At 55.3% G+C, this 16,793-nt stretch carries 10 protein-coding genes; 6 read left to right on the forward strand and 4 right to left on the reverse strand.

Annotation, left to right across the window (positions count from 1 at the left end; genetic code table 11):
• The first annotated feature begins 56 nt into the window (after positions 1 to 56).
• The 4 genes from IAE55_RS24505 to IAE55_RS24520 all read left to right on the forward strand — a co-directional run bounded on the left by IAE55_RS24505 (position 57) and on the right by IAE55_RS24520 (position 7,086).
• Positions 57 to 1,568, forward strand: coding sequence for an FAD-dependent oxidoreductase (locus tag IAE55_RS24505; RefSeq protein ID WP_200634143.1), 1,512 nt, complete (start codon positions 57 to 59; stop codon positions 1,566 to 1,568).
• 425 nt (positions 1,569 to 1,993) lie between these two features.
• Entirely contained in the window at positions 1,994 to 3,007 is a 1,014-nt protein-coding gene (gene bioB / locus IAE55_RS24510) for a biotin synthase BioB (protein WP_234489827.1), read from the forward strand.
• Positions 3,008 to 3,268: 261 nt separating this feature from the next.
• Entirely contained in the window at positions 3,269 to 3,886 is a 618-nt protein-coding gene (locus tag IAE55_RS24515) for a TetR/AcrR family transcriptional regulator (RefSeq protein ID WP_105445497.1), read from the forward strand.
• A 77-nt stretch (positions 3,887 to 3,963) separates the two neighbouring features.
• Positions 3,964 to 7,086, forward strand: coding sequence for an MMPL family transporter (locus IAE55_RS24520; protein WP_200634144.1), 3,123 nt, complete (start codon positions 3,964 to 3,966; stop codon positions 7,084 to 7,086).
• A 156-nt stretch (positions 7,087 to 7,242) separates the two neighbouring features.
• Here the strand turns inward: IAE55_RS24520 and IAE55_RS24525 are convergent, their stop codons facing one another.
• Both IAE55_RS24525 and IAE55_RS24530 read right to left on the reverse strand, forming a co-directional pair.
• Positions 7,243 to 8,367 (reverse strand): NADH:flavin oxidoreductase, encoded by a 1,125-nt coding sequence (locus tag IAE55_RS24525; protein WP_200634145.1) that lies wholly within the window; start codon positions 8,365 to 8,367, stop codon positions 7,243 to 7,245.
• A gap of 125 nt (positions 8,368 to 8,492) precedes the next feature.
• The gene (locus tag IAE55_RS24530) at positions 8,493 to 8,804 is read right to left on the reverse strand and encodes an ArsR/SmtB family transcription factor (protein WP_105445588.1); all 312 of its coding nucleotides are present in this window, start codon (positions 8,802 to 8,804) and stop codon (positions 8,493 to 8,495) included.
• A 207-nt stretch (positions 8,805 to 9,011) separates the two neighbouring features.
• Here IAE55_RS24530 and IAE55_RS24535 point away from each other — a divergent pair, with 207 nt between their 5' ends.
• Positions 9,012 to 11,171 (forward strand): catalase, encoded by a 2,160-nt coding sequence (locus tag IAE55_RS24535; RefSeq protein WP_200634146.1) that lies wholly within the window; start codon positions 9,012 to 9,014, stop codon positions 11,169 to 11,171.
• Positions 11,172 to 11,444: 273 nt separating this feature from the next.
• Positions 11,445 to 14,084, forward strand: coding sequence for a bifunctional lysylphosphatidylglycerol flippase/synthetase MprF (mprF, locus tag IAE55_RS24540; RefSeq protein WP_200634147.1), 2,640 nt, complete (start codon positions 11,445 to 11,447; stop codon positions 14,082 to 14,084).
• 730 nt (positions 14,085 to 14,814) lie between these two features.
• On the opposite strand, the gene IAE55_RS24545 is transcribed toward mprF, so the two are convergent.
• Positions 14,815 to 16,095 (reverse strand): sensor histidine kinase, encoded by a 1,281-nt coding sequence (locus IAE55_RS24545; protein ID WP_200634148.1) that lies wholly within the window; start codon positions 16,093 to 16,095, stop codon positions 14,815 to 14,817.
• Positions 16,088 to 16,774 (reverse strand): response regulator transcription factor, encoded by a 687-nt coding sequence (locus IAE55_RS24550; RefSeq protein WP_200634149.1) that lies wholly within the window; start codon positions 16,772 to 16,774, stop codon positions 16,088 to 16,090. Before IAE55_RS24550 ends, IAE55_RS24545 begins: the two co-directional genes overlap by 8 nt.
• Positions 16,775 to 16,793: the final 19 nt, after the last annotated feature.

A 16,793-nucleotide genomic window follows, 5' to 3' on the forward strand; every position in this document is an offset into this window, starting at 1 on the left:
ATGATTAGACGTTTTCCAGACACGATTACAAAGGGATAAGGGGCGCATGCTTTTTCATGATCAATAAGAGGAAATTCGTATATTTCGTCCTTGTTCCACTCCTGCTTATAGGGCTGGCTATTTCATTGACGCCGACATCCCTGTTCCATGAGGCCGCGACGGCTCAGGTGGATGCTCCCGTAAGGACGGGGGGCACAGCGGGAACGCAGGGCAAGCAAGCGCAGGGCACGCACACACAGAGCAAGTATTACGACGTTGTCGTCATCGGCAGTGAAATACAGGGGGTGCTGCTGGCCCGGGAAGCGCAAAAGCAGGGGCTGAGCGTTCTGATTCTCGATCCGCGGAGCAAGCCGGGCGGCGAGCTGATTCAGGGGCAGATGATGTTTCTGGACGAGCCGCATGACGCCAAGAAGCGGAGCCTGGTCCAGGGCGAGATCAAAACCTTGTTTGACGGCTACAACAGCGGGAAGATCCGGAAGACGGCCGATTTTAACCGGTACTATAACCGACTGATCAAGGGAATTCCGGTCCAAAGCGGAATCACGGTCAAGTCCGTCACGGCTGCGGCTTCCGGCGGCAGCAAAAAGCTGCTGAAATCCTTGACGTACCGGGATCCTCAAGGCAGCGTCGTTACGGTAGAGGCGGGCTATTGGGTGGAAAATACGGACTTTAATGCCCTGACCGGCAAGCTCAATGCGAAGCGGATTACCGGGATGGAGCGCATTTCAAAGGTCGGCCATCCCGACTACATGGCGGCCACGATGATGCTGAAGTTCAAGCATGTGAACTGGAGCAAGCTCCACCAGGCCGTGCTGGACGACTACCCGTTGACCAACGTCCGGGATAAGTACGGCGGAAATACGTATGTCGATTGGGATTTTGCCACCGGGTTCAGCAACATCACGCTCAAATACAAGCCGCGCGATCCGCAGCTGCTGCTGAGAGGAATGAACACCTCTTATCAGAAGGGCGGCGAAGCCATTATGAACTCCCTTCTGATCTTCGACGTCAATCCTTCCGATCCGAAGTCGGTGCAGACCGCCCTGGATAAAGCACAGGCAGAGGCTCCGTTCATCCTGCAATTTTTGAGGAAGAACATCCCGGGATTCGACCGGGCCGAGCTGAACGGCTTTCCGGATTATTTGTATATCCGTGACTATAACCGGTTCGAAACGGATTATATCTTGACCTTCTCGGACGTCATGAACAGCCGGATGTTCTGGGACAACGTCAGCATCGGCGGCTATGCGCTGGATTTGCAGGGAACCCGGACGGTGCCGAAGGGCATCCATCTCGGGCAGCCGGACCGCTACGGCATTCCGCTGCGCTCTTTTGAGCTGAAGGGCTATAACAACGTCCTGGTGACCGGCAAAAATATCGGGGCAGCCATCGAGGCCTACGGCAGTGCACGCATCATGCCGAACACCGCCCTGGCGGCGCAGACAATCGGCATTATTTTGGGCAGGGAGCTGAAGCAGGGCAAGCACCTGCACGACCTGAACCAGGAAGACTTCAAACGGATTCATCAGTACTTGAAAAAGGAATATCATATTAAAGTAGACGGATAAGGAACGCGTTAGGATATTCGGGCGCTGCCCCTCGTCCCCGGTGTTCTTTACCATCCAACCGGTACCATCTGCGGTAATCTGGATCATCTGTGTGTCAGAAAAGGCAGGGAGCTAAAGCTCTCTGCCTTTTTGCGTCATTCGTGAAAGGCATCCCTTCGGGAACCGGTGCCGCTTGGAGAACAACAGCGTCCAGCGGCTGCCTTTGGTAGGTGCGGTAGAGTCGCCTGCAAGGGAGATGCAAAATCAGAGACAGTGGATTGCCTTTTTCGCACATTTACAGCGGATGATGGATCTGCTAGAATAGCGGTAAATTAATTGTCAACCAACATAACACTGGTTTGGTTGACAATTAACGAGTAGCAAATAGACCGATGTAACGACTTAACAAATACCGAAAATATAACAGCTCGAAGGGATGATAACCTATGCAGAAGGACATGGTTCTGGGAAGCCCGGTACGGCAGGACTGGCAGGCATTGGCCGACAAGGCGCTGAATGGGCAGCGGCTTACCATGGAAGAGGGACTGGCCGTATTAAACGCACCGAACGATGAGATTCTGGGACTGATGCAGGCTGCTTTTACGGTAAGAAAGCATTACTACGGCCTGAAGGTGAAGCTCAACATGATCTTAAACGCCAAGAGCGGGCTGTGTCCCGAGGACTGCGGCTACTGCTCCCAATCCATCGTATCTACGGCGCCGATCGAGAAGTACAGCCTACTGGATAAAGAGACGGTGCTTGCCGGAGCCAGGGAGGCTCTTGCGCGTAAAGCGGGTACATACTGCATCGTGGCCTCCGGCCGGGGCCCGTCGCCAAGAGAACTGGATCAAGTAGTGGAGGCGGTTCAGGAAATCCGGGAGACGATGCCGCTTAAAATTTGTGCCTGCCTTGGGCTGCTAAAGGACGGGCAGGCCGAGAAACTGGCTGAGGCAGGGGTGCATCGGTATAACCACAACCTCAACACGAGCCAAGCGAATTATAGCCGCATTACCACAACGCACACCTATGACGACCGGGTGGACACAGTGCAGAAGGCCAAAGCCTCCGGTTTGTCCCCCTGCTCCGGGGTCATTATCGGCATGGGCGAAAGTGACGAGGATATCGTCGGCATGGCCTACGCCTTGCGGGAACTGGACGCCGATTCGATCCCGATCAACTTTTTGAACGCGATCCCGGGGACGCCTTTGGAGCAGGCCGGACGTACGCCCGCGCTGAAGGCGCTGAAGGTGCTGGCTTTGTTCCGCCTCGCGTGCCCGTCTAAGGAAATCCGCGTGGCTGGCGGCCGGGAGCTGAACCTCCGTTCTCTGCAGCCGCTCGCGCTCTACGCAGCCAACTCGGTGTTCGTGGGCGACTACTTGACGACCGAAGGGCAGGACGTGCTTGCGGACCATGCGATGATCGAGGATCTCGGCTTTGAGATCGAGGAGCGGGCGGTCTAGCCGAGGATGCGGAGCCGAAGGGCAGGAATGCGGGCAGGTGCTGCTACTTATCTGATCGAGGTGGCACATCACTAAGGGTGGAAGGGCAGCCGGACCGAAAGCACTTCGATACTTAAGTAGAACGTCCACAACCGCCTAAAATGAACGTATGTTTCGACAATTTCCCGCATAGGATGAAAAGCCGGAAAAACGACATTTGCCAGCAGGCGATGGAGCCGCTATAATAAACTCATTAATCTATCAGTAAACGGGTGTTTATTTATGCAAATTCTCAAAGATGACGTCCGCCAAAGTATTTTGAACGCCGCACTGGCCGAATTCAAGCAGCACGACTACGCCGATGCCTCCATGCGCCGCATTTCCGCCTCCGCCGGCATGACCACCGGGAATATCTACCGTTATTTTAAAAATAAAGAGGAGCTGTTCGAAGCGCTGGTCGGGCCGGTCTATGAGCGCTGCATCGCCAACATCCTGGTCATCAAGGAGGAAGTGGACCAGAACTTCGCCAAAGGGACGGAGGCGAGCGACTGCCTTCAGATGGTCGAGAGTATTATTCTCGATCTGTTCGAGGAATCCAGCGCCGAGCTGATGATTTTGCTCAACCGCAGCACTGGTTCCAAATACGCCGGCGTGAAGGCAAGTATATGCGCTTTGGTCGTATCGATTCTGGAGAGCATGTTCCGCTTCGGTAAGGATGAGACCAGCGAGCTGACGCTGGAAGAGAAACAGACGGCCCAGATGCTGGGCGGAACCGTGGTGGAAGGCGTATGTCTGATTCTGCGCGATCATGAAGACGGGGAAACGGTCAAACGGCTGGTGAACCAACTGGTATATCTGTACTACTTTGGCACCGATCATTGGAATAAGAAAAAGGGATGAATCCAAGGGATTCCCTTTTTTTCGCTCAAAAATGAACGCTTGTTTACTAAGGAAGTTGAAGGAGGAATAACAACAACATGCGGCAAATCATCAAGTGGCGCTGGGCGATTCTGGTGTTATGGCTGGTGGCAACGGTCCTGCTGACCGTGTTCCAGCCCAACGTGAATGCCATTCTCCAGCAGAGAGGCCAGGATCCCCTCGCCGAAGACAGCCCTTCCAAGGTTGCGGGGGCGCTGCTCAATAAAATGACCGGCCAGAGCGGGACCAGCGACATCGTGGTGTTCCACGAAGAAAACAAGCTGACCGATGAGGATATGAAGAGCATCGAGAGCGGCGTGATGAACATGAAGGCGAAGCAGTCTGAGCTTGGCATCACTGAAGTCCTGGACCCGTTCTCGATGCCTGAAGCCAAATCTCAGCTGATTTCGGAGGACGGCACGACCGTGATGGTCAGCTTCAGCCTTGACAAGAACGGGCGGGATATGGAAGAAATCACGGATCAGTTCAATCAGGCGCTGAAGGATGTCAAAGCGACATACTACCTAAGCGGCGAGGATTTCATCCAGAACGACTACATCAAGGCGTCCACGGCAGGGGTGGAGAAAAGCGCGGCGCTGACCGTTATTTTTATTCTCGTCGTGCTCATCGTCATGTTCCGTTCGATCGTGATCCCGTTCGTGTCTCTCCTTGCCGTAGGTATATCCTACCTCTGCTCGATGGGGATTGCGGCGCAGATTATCGATAAAATGAACTTCCCGGTCACCAGCGTGACCCAGATGTTGCTGGTACTCATCCTGTTCGGAATCGGGACGGATTATAACATTCTGCTGTTCAACCGTTTTAAAGAGGAGTTGTCGCATGGCAAATCCGTCGATGAAGCCATCGTCGCTTCCTACAGAACGGCGGGCAAAACGATCGTATACAGCATTCTTACCGTCTTTATTGCCTTTGCGGGACTCAGCTTCTCGGACTTCGGCATCTATAAATCGGCCAATGTGGTTGCGATCGGCACAGTGATCTTGGTGCTTGAAATTCTAACGCTGACACCGTTCCTGATGAAGACGCTCGGACCGAAGCTGTTCTGGCCGTCGAAAAAGGTGGCGGGCCACAAGGAAAGCACCTTCCTGGCGAAGCTGACGGCAGTTTCCGTTAAGCATCCGGTCATCGTGACGGTCATCATCGTCATTCTGATGATTCCGGTGCTGCTGACCAGCGGCCAGAAGCTGTCCTTCGACCAGCTGAAGGAGCTCGGGGACGGCTATCCGTCTACCAAAGGCTTCAGCATCGTAGCCGATCATTTCAGCCGCGGCCAGGCGCTGCCGACGACTGTCGTCATCGAAGACGACAAGACGATGGACAATAACGACACGCTTGGGGTTATCGACAAGCTCACCGAGAAGTTAAAGGGCATCGACGGGGTCAAGTCGGTATCAAGCGTGACCCAGCCGCAGTCGGAGCCTGTGGAGGACTTCTATATCAGCAGCCAGACGGAAACGGTGACGGACGGCATTTCGGCGTCCAAAAAAGGCGTGGACCAGATCAAGGACGGCCTGGACCAGATCGGTGATAAGCTGACGACGCCTGACTTCTCCAGCGCCAATCAGCTGGTGTCGGGTACGGGACAGGTCAAGCAGGGCTACGATCAAATTACGGATGCGATCTCGCAGGTGTCCGGCGGCATACAGCAGGGAGCAAGCGGCGCATCGGAGCTCAGCAAGGGCATCGCGAAGCTTGAAGCCGGCATGAACACCGTCAGCACCAATACGTCCAAAATCAACCAAGGACTCACCGAGCTGTCCAAAGGATACACTTCGCTCGCAGGCGGTTATGAGCAGGTATCCGGACAGATTCCGCAAATTCAGCAGGGGCTTGCCGGCATGAATACGCTGATCGGCAATCTGGGTGACAGCCACAGCGAGCTGGCCGAGGATCCAAACTATATCCAGCTGAAGCAGACCGGCGAAGGACTCGTTACCGGTTTGGCGCAGCTTGACGGCGGTCTCAAGGAACTGAATGCGAATTATGCCAAGCTGAACGCATCCTTCGCCCAGGCTTCCGGCGGCTTAGGCCAAATTGCCGCGGCGCAGAAGCAAATGGCCACCGGCCTGGCAGCGCTGGAGCAAGGGGCTGACCAGTTGGCCAAGGGATTGCGCCAAGGCAGCAGCGGCAGCCAGGAAATCGCCGCAAACATGAAGAAGCTGAATGCTGCGCTGGGCAGCGTCCAAAGCGGGCAGCAGCAGCTGCTGAGCGGACTATCCAGCCTCTCGGGCGGCATGTCCCAGCTGAAAGAAGGCATCGACCAGAGCGGCAACGGACTGGGTGACATCTCTGAAGGTCTCGGCAAGACCAATGACTTCCTGACCCAGCTGAACAGCTCGAAGACCTTCTTTATTCCACGGGAAGCGCTGGAGAACAAGGACTTCCAGCAGGCAGTGGATGCCTTTATGTCCAAGGACCGCAAGATTACGAAGCTGATCGTCATCCTGAACGACGATCCGTATTCCCCGGCGGCCATGGACACGATTGAGAAAATCAACAGCGAGGTTTCCGGTACGCTGAAGGGAACCGTGCTGGGCGATGCCAAGTTCGGAGCTGCGGGACCAAGCTCAACGACGTACGATACGAATGAGGCCCAGATCAAATCCTTCAACAGCACGGCGATTATTGTCATCGTCAGCGTGTTCGTCGTTCTGCTGTTCGTGATCCGTTCCTTCTGGCCGTCGGTATTTATCGTATTGTCGCTTGTCGCTTCCTACTACGTAGCGATGAGTGCCTCGAAGTTTGTGACGACCTATATCATTGGGGCGGAAGGGGTATCGTCCTTTGTACCGTTCTTCTCCTTCATCGTCATCGTCGCGGTCGGCGTGGATTACAGCATCTTCCTGATGGAGCGCTACAAGGAATACGGGGAGCTGTCTCCGGGAGAAGCGATCGTCAAGGCAGCCCGAAGCGTGGGCGGCGTCATTATTTCCGCCATGGTCATTCTCGGCGGAACGTTCGCAACGCTGATGCCTTCGGGGCTCGTGCTCTTGATCGAGCTGGCTGCGGCCGTGATCGTCGGTCTCGTCGTGCTCTGCTTCATCCTGCTGCCGATGCTGGTTCCGGCCTTGATCGTGCTGCCGGAAACCCTGTCGCGCGGGCGGTCCCGCAAGCAGCAGATGGCCCATGTCAGCGGGAAGGACTCCACGCTGGATTCCTAATAACTTGTAAACGTATGAACGCATTGTGCACAAGTCAAAAAAGAACAATATTCTGTACACAGCAAAAAGACCGGAAGAGGCTGCAGCCCTCTTCCGGTCTTTATTTATATCAAGGCTTCACGCGGCGCGTTGTCCCGGGGGTGGGGCGGGACCGCATTAAGCCAGTGTTTTCAGCGCTTCAGGCGTGAACGGAGCAAGCTCGTCGAAGCGGCCTTCACGCACTTTGGTGGCCCAAGCCGGGTCTCCAAGCAATGCACGGCCTACGGCAACTAGGTCAAATTCGCCGTTCTCCAGGCGTTCCAGGAGATCGTCGATATCCTTGCTGCCTGCACCTTTGCCTTCGGCAAACAGGCTCGTGAATGCTTCGTCGAGTCCGACGGAACCGACGGTAATGGCCGGTTTGCCCGTCAGCTTCTTGGCCCAGCCGGCGAAGTTCAGGTCAGATCCTTCATACTCCGGCTCCCAGAAACGGCGGGTCGAGCAGTGGAACACGTCGACGCCCGCGTCAGACAAGGCGCCAAGCAGCTTCCCAAGGTCTTCCGGTGTTGGGGCGAGCCTTGCGTCGTATTGGTTCGTCTTCCATTGGGAGAGGCGCAGCACGACAGGGAAATCCGGTCCTACGGCACGGCGGACGGCTTCCACGACTTCAATCGCAAAGCGTGCGCGTTTCATCATGTCGCCGCCGTAGCGGTCCGTGCGGCGGTTCGTCTGTTCCCACAGGAACTGGTCGATCAAATAACCGTGGGCACCATGAATTTCCACACCGTCAAACCCGATCCGTTTGGCATTGGCAGCCGCATCGGCATAAGCCTGGATCACGTAGGCGATTTCTTCTTCGGTCATCGGTTCGGAAACCTGATTGCCGTTCAGATCAAGGCCCGAGGGACCGATTGGCATCGCTTCCGGATTCGGCTCGGCACCGATCGGACGGGTCATGCCGATATGCCAGATTTGCGGCATGATCTTGCCTCCGGCTTCATGAACCTGCTTGACCACTTCGGCCCATCCGTTCAGGGCGTCTTCACCAAAAAATCTCGGAATGTTCGGGCTGTCAGTAGACGCCGGGTGATTGATTACCGTACCTTCGGTAATGATGAGGCCGACGTTGTTCTCGGCACGGCGGCGGTAATAGGCTGCTACGTCCGGGCCCGGTACTCCGTTCGGGGAGAATCCGCGGGTCATGGGCGCCATGACGATGCGGGTGGGCAGCGTCAAGTTGCCAATGGTAAACGGTTCGAATAAAGCTGCGGTGGAACGGGTATGCTGTGGATTGCTGTTCATGTATCGGTTTCCTCCAATATGTGAGATTTATATCTTTATACATTTACATAAAAATAGATATATATGATGAAAAGAAAGAGCGTTTAAGCCAAAAGGTTCAGATGTGTACCATATGTCATTTTAGCCTAAAGCTCTTTCTTGAGTTGTTCGATAAAACGATTGATACCCTCCTCATTCCGTCTGTAGTAGGTCCACTGGCCGGCCCGGTGGGATTCCAGCAAACCAGCCTTTTGCAATTTCACCAGGTAGCCTGAAACAACCGACTGTGCAAGCCCTGTCTTCTGCGAAATGCTGCCGACGCAAATGCCGCCTTTGAAATTACAGGATGCCGGCATATGCTCCTGAGGGTCAAAGTGCTCCTCCGGATGCTTCAGCCATTCGAGAATTTTAAACCGGGTCTCGTTTGATAGTGCTTTAATGGTTAATAAGGTATCCATGAATCTTATTATATCTATTTTTATAGAAATGTAAATATGGTTTGGCAAAAAAGTTTGGAATCCGAAAAACGCCTCTGCAGCCTGGCTTTTAACGAATGCACCGCAGATGTCCAGGTTAACATTCCCGTTTGGGTGGATTTTCATTCGGGTAATAACGGGTGTAAATACTCGGACACCGTCCGTAACCGACCAGGAGGGGATGCATTGATGGACCGTAAGAATGAACAGCAGCCGCAGAAGGATGTTAAGGACAGCCAGCTGGAGGAATTCCGCGTCAGCGATGCGGGGAAACCCATGACTACGAACCAAGGCGTTCGGGTTTCTGAGGACGAACATTCGCTCAAAGCAGGCGAACGCGGGCCGACGTTAATGGAGGATTTTCATTTTCGGGAGAAAATGACCCACTTTGACCATGAGCGTATTCCTGAGCGTGTGGTTCATGCCCGGGGCTTTGGCGCACACGGGTATTTTCAGGTGTACAAGCCGATGACGCAATATACGAAGGCGAAGTTTCTGCAGGACCCGTCGATGAAAACGCCGGTGTTCGTGCGTTTCTCCACCGTGGCTGGTTCGCGGGGTTCGGCTGATACGGTGCGGGATGCCCGGGGCTTTGCCACCAAGTTCTACACGGAAGACGGCAACTTCGACCTGGTGGGCAACAACATTCCGGTTTTTTTCATTCAGGATGCGCTGAAATTTCCTGATTTGGTGCATGCGTTCAAGCCCGAACCCCATAACGAAATTCCGCAGGCGTCGACGGCCCATGATACGCATTGGGATTTTGTCGCCAATAACACGGAATCGGCCCACATGGTCATGTGGACGATGTCGGACCGGGCGATTCCGCGCAGCTACCGGATGATGGAGGGGTTCGGCGTACATACCTTCCGGCTCGTCAATGACAAGGGCGAAGCGCATTTCGTCAAATTCCACTGGAAGCCGCTGCTGGGCGTGCATTCCCTGGTCTGGGACGAAGCGCAGAAAATCGCCGGCAAGGATCCCGACTTTCACCGCCGCGACCTGTGGGAAGCGATTGAAATGGGCGACTATCCCGAATATGAGTTTGGCGTGCAAATGATCCGGGAGGATGAGGAGTTCAACTTCGATTTCGATATTCTCGACCCGACCAAAATATGGCCGGAGGAGCTCATTCCCGTTCAGCGCATCGGGAAAATGACGCTGAACCGCAATGTGGACAATGTGTTCGCCGAAACGGAGCAGGCGGCCTTCCACGTTGGCAACGTCGTGCCGGGGATAGATTTTTCCAACGACCCGCTGCTGCAGGGACGCTTGTTCTCTTATACCGATACGCAGCTGATCCGTCTGGGCGGACCAAATTTCCATGAGATTCCGATCAATCGGCCGGTGGCGGAGATCCATAACAACCAGCGCGACGGATACCACCGCATGACGATCAACCGGGGCCAAACGAGCTATCATAAAAACTCCCTTGGAAACAACGATCCCCATCCAGTTTCGGAGCAGGAGGGCGGATACACCCACTATCAGGAAAAGGTGGAGGGACGCAAGGTCCGGGCGCGCAGCGACAGCTTCAAGGACCACTATACCCAGGCCAAGCTGTTCTGGAACAGCATGTCCGACGTGGAGAAGCAGCATATCATTAAAGCTTTCCGCTTTGAAGTGGGCAAGGTGAAAAACAAAAGCGTGCAGCAGCAGGTTGTCGATATGTTCGGCAACGTTGATCTCATGCTGGCTGAGCAAATCGCCCTCGGCGTTGGTGTCAACCCGCCGAAGGCTGGAGAGGAAGCCTCCGGAGCGACTGTGGCAGGAGGTGCGGAAACCAAGGCTTCCCCGGCGCTGAGCCAGCTTCACACCGCGATGTCTCCGGCTACCCGTAAGGTGGCGGTGCTGGCCGCTGACGGATTCGACGCGGGTGAAATGAAGGCCGTCCTCACGGCCTTCGCTGAAGCAGGCGTCGTGCCGGAAGTCGTCAGCGAGAATCTGGGGATGATCGCCGGAACCGACGGCAGCCAGCTGGAGGCCATGCATACCTTCCTGACGGCTGACTCCGTGCTGTTTGACGCCGTCTATGTAGCTGGCGGGGAGCAGAGCATCGCCAAGCTGCAGGGTATCAAAGAGGCGGTCAATTTCGTGACGGAAGCCTACAACCACTTCAAAACCGTAGGCGCCTCCGAGCTGGCGACCGGACTGCTGTCCGGCTCAGGCATTCATTTTGCCGACGCCTCGGCATCTTCCGGCCATCTGACATCTCCTGGGGAGGATACCGGACTGGTAATCCGCAAGGAGACGGAAGACGGCAGCGTCTTTGCCCGGCAGCTGGTCGAGTCCATCGCCATGCACCGCCATTGGGGCCGGGAAATGCAGATGATTTCTCCAATGAAGTGATCGATTGAGAATAAAAATGGAATGGTCCGGCTCCGCTTGTTGCGGGGCCGGATTTTTTAACATTCAGCGTTATTCCGACAGCATTATTCCGATACTTGGCAGCCGAATCTGGCCTTCGTGCCTTCGTTTCTCTCCGCCCCGTTTGCCGGTCTCTCATCGCGATCTCCCCATAAAAACCCGGTTCATTAGACGTGTTTGGATGGGAAGAGTGCTTTATGGTAGGATAAGGAAGAATGTCAGGACTAACATCAATGGGTTTTCGCTGCTGAAAGGGTGCATAGCATGAAGGAAAAGCTGGAGCGGTACAAATTTTTCCGTATCCTGGCTTCGATATATGAGATCAAAGCGATTCGTCTGCTCATTCCGCTTGCGGTGATCGCGCTCGTCTATTGGGAGGGGCAGCGGGAGCTGCGGCAGATTCACCTGGGGCGTACGTTCCATGAGCTGCGTCTGTTGCCGGTGGGCACCGTTGTGGGGATCTGTCTGTTTTCCCTGTTCTCCGTCGGGGTGATGAGCTTGTACGATTACATGATCCGCATGCATTTCAAGCTGAAAGTTGGCTGGTGGAACACGTTCCGCTACGCCTGGATCGCCAACACGTTTAACAATATTATCGGTTTTGCCGGACTGACTGGCGCCGGTCTCCGTACCCTGCTGTATAAAAGGAGCGGCATTGCGCCCTCACTGATGGCGTCTGCGGTCGTGTTTTTGTCACCGGTCATCATAACGGGGTTATCCATCATGTCCTGGGCCGTTTTAACCGGGCTGTTCCCGGCAACCGCGATGATTCGGGAGCACCGCTGGCTGATTTTCGCCGTATGGGGGATGGCCCTTTACCTGCCTTTATTTATTCTGATGCAGCGCTCATCGCTATTCGCGCGGTGGTTCAACAAAGGGGAAGGCCGAACGCCGTGGAGCACGGTGGCCGTCTCTCTGTGCGCATCGCTGCTGGAGTGGGCCTGCGCCGGCGTGACGTTTTGGCTGATTGCCGCCAGCGTCCTGCATGACGTGACCTTCCAGGGCGTCATGGGCATGTATACCGTGTCCGCCATTGCCGGCATTCTCAGCATGGCGCCGGGAGGGATCGGCGCGTTTGACCTGACCGTCCTTCTTGGCATTGAGCGTATGGGATTTCCGGCCGAAAGGGCGATGGCCGTCCTGGTGCTCTTCAGGCTGTTCTACTACGTTATACCTTGGCTGATCGGGCTGATTATGTCGGCCTTCGAATTCGGCAGTCCAGCAAAACGCACCTTGGAGAAGGTCGAGACCGCCGTCGAGATTCCGCTGAACGCCTGGCAGCGGCTGTGGCGCTGGCCGGGGCAGATGCGCTTTCTCAGCGATCTGGGCGTGTGGGCGCTTGGCAAGCTCGTGCTGGTCAGCGGTCTTCTTCTGCTGCTGTCGGCGGCTACGCCGGGACTGCTGTATCGGCTGCGGTTGTCGGAGGAACTGCTGTCCATGCCGATCATGCGCATCTCCCACCTGCTGTCGGTCATGATCGGCTTTATGCTGATTATCCTCTCCCGGGGCATTTCGCTCCGTATCCGCGGGGCGTATTTGTGGACGAGCGGGCTGCTGTTCGCCGGGGCGGTCTTCACCTTTACGAAGGCGTTTGATTTCGAAGAGGCGATCTTTCTGCTGATCGTTGCACTGATGCTGTGGATCTCGCGGGCCCGCTTTTATCGCTCGGGCGCCTTGATCGAGTGGAGAAGCGCAGCCGTATGGTACGTGCTCTCTGCGGTCATCGCCTTGGCTTACTATTGGGTCGGTGCCCATGTCCACCACGGATGGCTGCGCCACCTGCCGACCACGGAGCGGATGCATTGGATGGTCGGCTCCAATCCGTATGCCGCATCCGCCGTAATCGGTCTCGCCGGGGCATGGATCCTGTTGACCATGCTGATCGTGCTGCGCCCCAGCCGCAAGGTGGCGGCCCCGGCGACACCGGCCGATCTGGACAGGCTGCGGCAGTATCTGCAGAGTCATCAAGGAAATTTGCTGACCCATATGCTGTTTACGGGGGATAAAAGCTTCTACTGGTCCGTGGACGGCGAAGTGCTGATCCCTTACGCCCGCTCGCGGGACAAGCTGGTCGTGCTCGGCGATCCGCTCGGTCCGGAGAAGCTGGTACCGGATGCGTTGGGCGAGTTTTTGCAAATGGCCGATACCTACGCGATGTCCGTGGTCTTCTATCAGGCGACCCCCGGCTATCTGCCGATGTATCATGAGTTCGGCTATCGGTTCTTCAAGCTCGGGGAAGAAGCCTTGGTGCATCTGGATCAGTTTACGCTGTCGGGCAAGAAAAACACCGACCTGCGCACGGTACGCAACCGCTTCGAGCGGGAGGGGGCGGTGTTTGAAGTGGTTCATCCGCCTTTTGCACCGGAGCTGCTGCTCGAGCTGCGGGCAGTGTCGGACGACTGGATGCACGGCAGGCGGGAAAAAGGGTTTTCCCTGGGCTGGTTTGACGAGCGCTATTTGCAGGAGGCGCCGATTGCCGTGCTGCGGGAGACCGGAGGAAGCATCTTTGCCTTTGCGTCCCTTGCCCCGGCTTATGACGGCGGACGGACGATATCCATCGATCTGATGCGCCACCGCAGCCAGGTTCCGAACGGGACGATGGATTATTTGTTTGTCCAGCTCTTGGAGTGGTCCAAGGAGCAGGGATACGAGCTCTTTAATCTCGGGAACGCGCCGCTGGCAAGCGTGGGCGAGACCCGGAGCGCGCTGCGCGAGGAGAAGCTGGCCGCGCTGGTGTTCCAGTACGGAGGGCATTGGTACGGATTTAAGGGCCTCCGGAAGTACAAGAGCAAGTTTTCGCCCGAATGGGAACCGCGGTTTCTGGCATATCCCGCTTCTGTGTCCCTGCCAGTGCTGACCGTCGACCTGGTGCGGCTCGTATCGCGCAGGGTGTAAGGATGCCAGGCGTGGCGTTGCTCAGGATGGCGGCAAAGATCCAGTATTTTATATTGTGAAGTTTGGAGATCGGCCAGCCAGCGTAGAACATCCTTACCGCCAGGCTGGCCGTAAATTTGGAAATTCAGTCCAGAAAACCTGAAGAATGCCGGAGAAGAGAATAGCTGAATGGTTTGCGATTTAGACGATGTAGAGCGGGTTCACGGTTAAATTGATCTTGTCTACTTATAATGGACAAAATCAGTTTTTGTCTTTTAAATGGTGGACAGAGGTGACATATCCTTGCTCAAACATCCGCCTCCATATATAGGACATGGGTCGGATATTGGCACTAAATATAGTTATTTTTGAGTCCGACCGCATGCAGGAGGATATATATGTTTTGTCCTTCTTTTGTAGGACAAAATAGGGATGTGTCCATTGTATAAGGACAGATCCCGTTTTTTATGCTGTGGATGGCCAAAAGGCAAATGATCATCGTCACATTTTAATTTTATTGTTGATATAAAAAGAGGCGGACCGTACCAGACCCCTAATAGGGTCGCCGGTACAGACTGCCTCTTTTGTTGTTAAAGCGAAGCTTGCTTTGCTATCGAAGCATGATGCGGTCAGCTCGCGATTGTTCGTTGGTGTGCGGCTCCGACCGCTTTGGTCTGGGCGTTCTACATCTTCGTGTTCAAGACGTGAGGGGGATGATACGTTGCCTGGAAATCCGAGTAGAGGGAGGCAGCTATTTAGGCAGACGAATGCGGATAATGACGCCCTTCGGATGGTTATGAAGCGCCTGGATAGTGCCGTGATGGCTGTGCACGATCCACTGGGCGATCGAGAGCCCGAGTCCGGAGCCGCCGCTCTCCCTGGTGCGTGCCCGGTCTTCCCGGTAAAACCGGTCGAAGACGCGCTGAAGGCCCTCCTCGCTGATCCCGATGCCGGTGTCGATGACTTCGATAAACACCCGATTTTCCTTGATATAGGTGCTGATCCCGATGCTGTCGTGCTCTCCCGTGTATTTGAGGGCATTGTCCAGCAGAATGACCATCAGCTGGTGAAGCCGGGCGGGATCCGCTTGGATCCGGGCCATGCTCGTCAGCCGGAGCCAGATATGCTTGTCCGAAAGCTCGGCGATCTCGATATACGGGCTGCACATTTCGTGGATCAATTCGTCTATATCGACCAGCTGCTTCTCCAGCTGGGTTTCGGTGGAATCGGCCCTGGCGAGCGTGAGCAGATCGGTCGTCAGCCGGGACAGCCGACGCGTTTCTGAGAGGGACAAGGCGATGTTCTCGAACGTGTCCACGATTTTTTTATCCGGCATGGTCTGCAGCAGTTCCAGTTTGTTCTGGATGATGGTGAGCGGGGTCCGCAGCTCATGCGATGCGTTCTCCACAAACTCCACCTGCTTCTCCCAAGAGCGTATGACGGGTTTCATCGTTTTCCGAGATAAAATGATACTGGCGGTGATCGATAGCAGGATAAACACGGCCGCACAAATGATGATGATGCGCTTGAAGTTGCCCAGCAGATTATGCTCGGTATCGACATCAACCAGCAGCTGGATGTAGCTGCCCTTGAAAAGGGGGTCGGGAACGGTCAGTGTGCGGAAATGGTACGTGCCGTTCAAGGTCAGGTTGGAAATGACGCCGATCGTAGACAGGTCGAATTTGAGATTTTCCAAGCCGTAATTTTCGTAGTTCAGCATGCCGATCTGCTGGATGTTGGTAATTTCTCCGTTGGCGTCCCATTGAACGGGAATGATCCGGGGGCTTGGAGGGGGCATGACCCTGCCAAACCGGAACCGCTCCGACGCCCCATCCTTGAGCGGACTGCCGCCGAACCTGGCTTCGATGATGCTTTTGTACATGGTCAGATCCCGGTCGGGTTTGGCGAACAGCGTTGTTCGCATTTGGCCGAATACGATCGCTCCGAAGAAGCCGAAGAGCAGGGTGAATGCGATCAGATTGTACAGAATCAGCCGGAGCTGCTGGTGACGGATCACTTTGTTTTTATTCATGATCTTCACCGTTCTCCGACAGCATGTACCCCATGCCGCGGATCGTCTTGATGTATTTGTCGTAACCGGCCGCTTTGAACTTTTTGCGCAGGTTGCTGATATAGACCTCGATCACCGTGTTGGTGGTGTTGGAATCCATACCCCAGACCCGGTCGAAAATTTGTTCTTTGGTCACGATAATGTTTTTGTTGTTCATCAGGTATTCCAGCAGGTCGATCTGCTTGCCGTTCAGCAGGATCGCTTCCTCGCCAATGCTGACCATACGGCTCTTCAGATTGAGCTTCAGTTCCTTGAAGGAGAGGGTGTGCTCCCTGAACCCACCGACAGAGCGCCGGACGATGGCCTCCAGGCGAAGTAGGAGCTCCTCGCGATGGAACGGCTTGACGAGATAGTCGTCGGCCCCCTTCTTGAAGCCCTGAATCTTGTCGTCGATGCTGTCCTTGGCGGTCAGTATCAGCACCGGCGTGGAGATGCCGTATTCCCGAAGATGGGTCAGCACTTCGTACCCGTTCATACCCGGCATCATAATATCCAGAATGATGACATCGTATATATTTTGCTGGGCGAGATACAGTCCCTCTTCGCCGTCAAAGGCTTGATCGGCCTCAAACAGGTCCCGGGTCGTCTCGCATACCGTATCGGATAAATGCTTGTCGTCCTCAATGACAAGAAGCCGCATGGCATGTTCACCTCAATTG

It is taken from the genome of Paenibacillus sp. S28, from assembly GCF_016624415.1.
Taxonomy (GTDB): domain Bacteria; phylum Bacillota; class Bacilli; order Paenibacillales; family Paenibacillaceae; genus Paenibacillus_AQ; species Paenibacillus_AQ favisporus.